Source organism: Mycobacterium sp. TH-M103, from assembly GCF_057473785.1.
The window spans coordinates 1-4509 of record NZ_JBYCLG010000285.1; the positions used below are offsets into that span (position 1 = coordinate 1).

At 69.0% G+C, this 4509-nt stretch carries 4 protein-coding genes; 2 read left to right on the top strand and 2 right to left on the bottom strand.

What is annotated here, in order from left to right:
• Positions 1 to 873 (bottom strand): alpha/beta hydrolase (locus AC2VOR_RS16185; RefSeq protein ID WP_486964114.1); only part of this gene is annotated, 873 nt, incomplete at its 3' end.
• Positions 874 to 904: 31 nt separating this feature from the next.
• On the bottom strand, positions 905 to 2317 hold the full coding sequence (locus AC2VOR_RS16190) for a WS/DGAT/MGAT family O-acyltransferase (RefSeq protein ID WP_369738241.1): 1413 nt from the start codon (positions 2315 to 2317) through the stop codon (positions 905 to 907).
• A 148-nt stretch (positions 2318 to 2465) separates the two neighbouring features.
• Between AC2VOR_RS16190 and panB the strand changes: the two genes are divergently transcribed.
• Both panB and AC2VOR_RS16200 read left to right on the top strand, forming a co-directional pair.
• A complete protein-coding gene (panB, locus tag AC2VOR_RS16195) occupies positions 2466 to 3311 on the top strand; it encodes a 3-methyl-2-oxobutanoate hydroxymethyltransferase (RefSeq protein ID WP_369738240.1) in 846 nt (281 codons plus the stop codon).
• A gap of 204 nt (positions 3312 to 3515) precedes the next feature.
• On the top strand, positions 3516 to 4509 hold a 994-nt coding region (locus AC2VOR_RS16200), incomplete at its 3' end, for a glycoside hydrolase 5 family protein (protein ID WP_486964115.1).

Consider the following 4509-nt stretch of genomic DNA (forward strand, 5'->3'; position numbering starts at 1 on the left):
GCCCAGCGGGCAGGTCGGCTTCTTCGCGCAGTCGGCGGCGTAGTCGTTGAACGCGTCCTGAAACCCCTTGGCCTGGCGCAGGTCCGCCTCGATGGGATCGGCGTTGGGGTCGACGGCGCCGTCGAGGATCATCGCCCGCACGTTCTCCGGGTAGGCCTCGGCGTAGGCCGAGCCGATCCGGGTGCCGTAGGAGTAGCCGAGATAGGTCAGCTTGTCGTCGCCCAGCGCCGCGCGGATGGCGTCGAGGTCGCGGGCGACGTTGACGGTGCCGACGTTCGCCAGGAAGTTCAGGCCCATCTTGTCGACGCAACGGCCGACGAACTGTTTGGTCTCGTCCTCGATGTGGGCCACACCGGCCGGGGTGTAGTCGACGTCCGGTTCGGTGCGCAGCCGGTCGTTGTCGGCGTCGGAGTTGCACCAGATGGCCGGACGCGAGGATCCCACGCCGCGGGGGTCGAACCCGACGAGGTCGAACCGCTCGCGGACCCGCTTCGGCAGCGACTGGACCACGCCCAGCGCGGCATCGATGCCGGACTCGCCGGGGCCGCCGGGATTGATCACCAGCGAACCGATCTTGTCCCCCGTCGCGGGAAAACGGATCATGGCCAGGGTCGCGACGTCGCCGCCGAGGTGGTCGTAGTCGACCGGCACCGCCAGCCTGCCGCACAGCGCGCCGCCGGGGAGTTTGACCTTCCCGCCCACCGTGCGGCACGGAGTCCACTCGAGCGCCTGGCCCAGCTTCGGGCCGGCCATGACCGCGCGCCCGCCGACGACACGGAGGCAGCCGGCGAGAAGAAGCGCCACGGCGGCGATCGTCGTCCAGATCAGCAGCGTGCGCGCGACCTTGTCGCGGCGAGACAGGCTCATGCCCACCTATGCTGCCAGAGGCGAGTCAAGTTGCTGGTTAGCGGCGCCCGCCGGTTGCCGCGAGCAACTCCTCCATCCCCACCGTGAACTCGCCGGCCAGATCCCACAGGTCCGGAAGCAGGTCGGGGCAGGAGATGAGCCCGACGTCCAACCTGCCGCGCAGCGACATCACGGTGATGTTGAGACCCGACCCGTGGAAGATCGGGCCGAGCGGGTACATCGCTTTGACGTCGCAGCCCAACAGGTACAGCGGGACCTGCGGACCCGCGACGTTGGACACCACCAGGTTGTGGACCGGCATGCTCTCGGTCAGCTTGGTTCTGGCGTAGAGGCGCATCGCGATCCCGAAGACACGCGGGGCCGCGAACTGCGACCAATCCTGCAACAGCGTGGCGCCGATTGCCGAACTATGTTGCTTGGCAACAGTATTCGCTTCGGCGATGACCTTGAGGCGGTCGACCGGGTCGTCGACGTGGGTGTGTAGGCTGGCGAACATGCCCGAGACGTGGTTGCGCCCGGGGCGGTCGGATTTGCCGTGCACCGAGACGGGCACCATCGCCACCAGCGACGCGGCGGGCAGGCCGCTGCGCTCTCCCAGGTACTGGCGCAACGCCCCGGAGACCAGGGCCATCACCACGTCGTTGACCTTGACCCCGAAGTGGTCCTTCACCGTCTTGACGTCGTCGAGGTCCAGTTCGGCGTAGGCGATGTTGCGGCGGCCGCTGATGGTGGCGTTGAAAGGGGTGCGCGGGGCGGCGAACGGGCGCGCCATCGTCTGGCCGTCACGCACCTTGCGCAGCGTGGTGACCATCGACGACACGGTCTCGGGCACCACACCGGCCAGCTGCAACGGCCGGGTGGCGAACCGCAGCAATCCGCCGGCGGCGATCCGCCAGCCGCTGGCCCCGCCGACCCCCTCGGCCGGGTCCGGCGCAGGGGCGTCGGGCTCGGTGCTGCACAGCTTCTCCATCAGGCTGGCGCCGGTCACCCCGTCCACCCCGGCGTGGTGCACCTTGGTCATCACCGCCAGGCGGCCTCCCGGATCAGCCAGGCGGTGACAATCGGTGCCCGCCACACCCTCGATCACCCACATCTCCCAGAGCGGCCTGCGGCGGTCCAGCGGGAGCGACGCGATGTGACCGCAGATCTCGGACAGCTCCGCGCGGCCGCCAGGCGACGGCAGCGCGATCCGGTGCAGGTGACGGTCGATGTCGAAGCCGTCGTCGTCCACCCAGACCGGGTGGTCGAGGTTCAGCGGGCTGTTGGCCAGCTTCTCGCGAAACTCCGGCGTGGCCTTGATGCGCAGCGCGAGCGCGTCGCGCAGCCGGTCGAAGGTGTAGCCCCCCGGCATGGTGGCGGTGTCCAGCTCGAGGATCGAGCAAACATGCAAGGGCTGCGACGGGGTCTCCAGGTAGAGGAAGCTCGCGTCCAGGCCGGTGAGGCGCTGCATCGCAGCATGGTATGTCTCACACACCGCGAACGGTGCGACTGCGGGAAAGAAATGGCAGAATATCCAGAGTCAGACGAACCCGGGGACCCACCGGCGCCGCAAGCGACCAGGGCCACGAGGATCGACCCGACCACCTTTGGGGACAACGATGTCTGAGCAGAACGTCTACGGTGCAAGCTCTCCCGGGCCGTCCCGGCCGCTCACCAAGATCCGCACCCACCACCTGCAGAAGATGAAGGCCGAAGGCCACAAGTGGGCCATGCTGACGGTCTACGACTACTCGACCGCTCGTGTCTTCGACGAGGCCGGCATCCCGGTGCTGCTGGTCGGCGACTCGGCCGCCAACGTGGTGTACGGCTACGACACCACCGTGCCCGTCTCGATCGACGAGCTGATCCCGCTGGTGCGCGGTGTCGTGCGCGGAGCCCAACACGCCCTGGTGGTCGCCGACCTGCCGTTCGGCAGCTACGAGGCGGGGCCGGCCGCGGCGCTGGCCTCGGCCACCCGCTTCATGAAGGAGGGCGGCGCGCACGCCGTCAAGCTCGAGGGCGGCGAGCGGGTCGCCGAGCAGATCGCTTGCCTGAGCGCGGCGGGCATCCCGGTGATGGCTCATATCGGTTTCACCCCGCAGAGCGTCAACGGCCTCGGCGGCTTCCGGGTGCAGGGCCGCGGGGACGCCGCCGAACAGACCGTCGCCGACGCGATCGCCGTCGCCGAAGCGGGCGCATTCTCGGTGGTCATGGAGATGGTGCCGGCCGAGCTAGCCACCCAGATCACCGGCAAGCTGACCATCCCGACGATCGGGATCGGGGCCGGCCCCAACTGCGACGGCCAGGTCCTGGTCTGGCAGGACATGGCCGGGATGAGCGGCGGTAAGACGGCCCGATTCGTCAAGCGGTTCGGCGACGTCGGAGCGGAGTTGCGTCGTGCCGCAATGCAGTACGCCCAAGAGGTGGCCGAGGGAGTCTTCCCGGCCGACGAACACAGTTTCTGAGCACCAGCCGACGCCGACCCACCGGCGCAGCGCCCGACTCCTGCAGACTGGTCTACGGACTCGGCTTGCGGCCGCGAAAGTAGTTGTCGCTGAGCGCATTCGGTGCCAGATCGCAAGATCGCCGCATCGGTCCAAAGCGCCACGTTTGGTCCGCCGGTAACTGTCAATTCTGTTACATAACGCCGAAAACCGTTGTGTGACAGGATGGTAACCATTACTCCCAGACATGATCCCCGGGTGGGCAAGGGTGCGCACGCCGCACGCCGGACGATTCTGAAGTTGCCGACGCTACTGGCAGGAGGCTCCGCACTGGCCCGGGCACCGCGCGCGGCCGCACAACCGCCGAACGCCTCACCGGACCCCACCCGGTGGTCACCGGACCGCGCCCAGCGCTGGTATCGGTCGCTGCCCTGGCCCGTCGGGGCCAACTTCATCACGTCGAATGCGGTCAACCAGCTCGAGATGTTCGCCGCCGACACCTACGACCCGCGACGCATCGACACGGAGCTGGGCTGGGCGCGCTCGGCCGGGTTCAACACGGTGCGGGTCTTCCTGCACGACCTGCTCTGGGCGCAGGATGCCCGCGGATTTCAGGGCCGGCTGGCGCAATTCGTCGCCATCGCCGCGCGCCACAGCATCAAACCCCTGTTCGTGCTGTTCGACTCCTGCTGGGACCCGCACCCCAAGCCGGGCCCGCAGCCCGCGCCCCGGCCCGGGATCCACAACTCGAGGTGGGTGCAGAGCCCGGGCGCCGAACACCTCGGTGACCGCGGCTACCGGCGGACACTGCGCGGCTACGTCACCGGCGTGCTGAGCCAGTTCCGCAACGACGACCGCGTCCTGGGCTGGGACCTGTGGAACGAGCCCGACAACCCCGCAAACCAGTACCGCTCGGTCGAACGTGCAGACAAGCGGGCACTCGTCGCCGACCTGCTCCCCGAGGTGTTCGGGTGGGCACGCACGGTCGACCCGAGCCAGCCGTTGACGAGCGGGGTCTGGCACGGCCACTGGTCGGACGCCGGCCGCAGCGCCGTCGCCGGCATCCAGGTCGACAACTCCGACGTGATCACCTTCCACTCCTACGCCGAGCCGGCGACCTTCGAGAGCCGCATCGCCGAACTCGCCCCGCAGGGGCGACCGATCCTGTGCACCGAGTACATGGCCCGCACCCAGGGCAGCACCGTCCAGGGCATCCTGC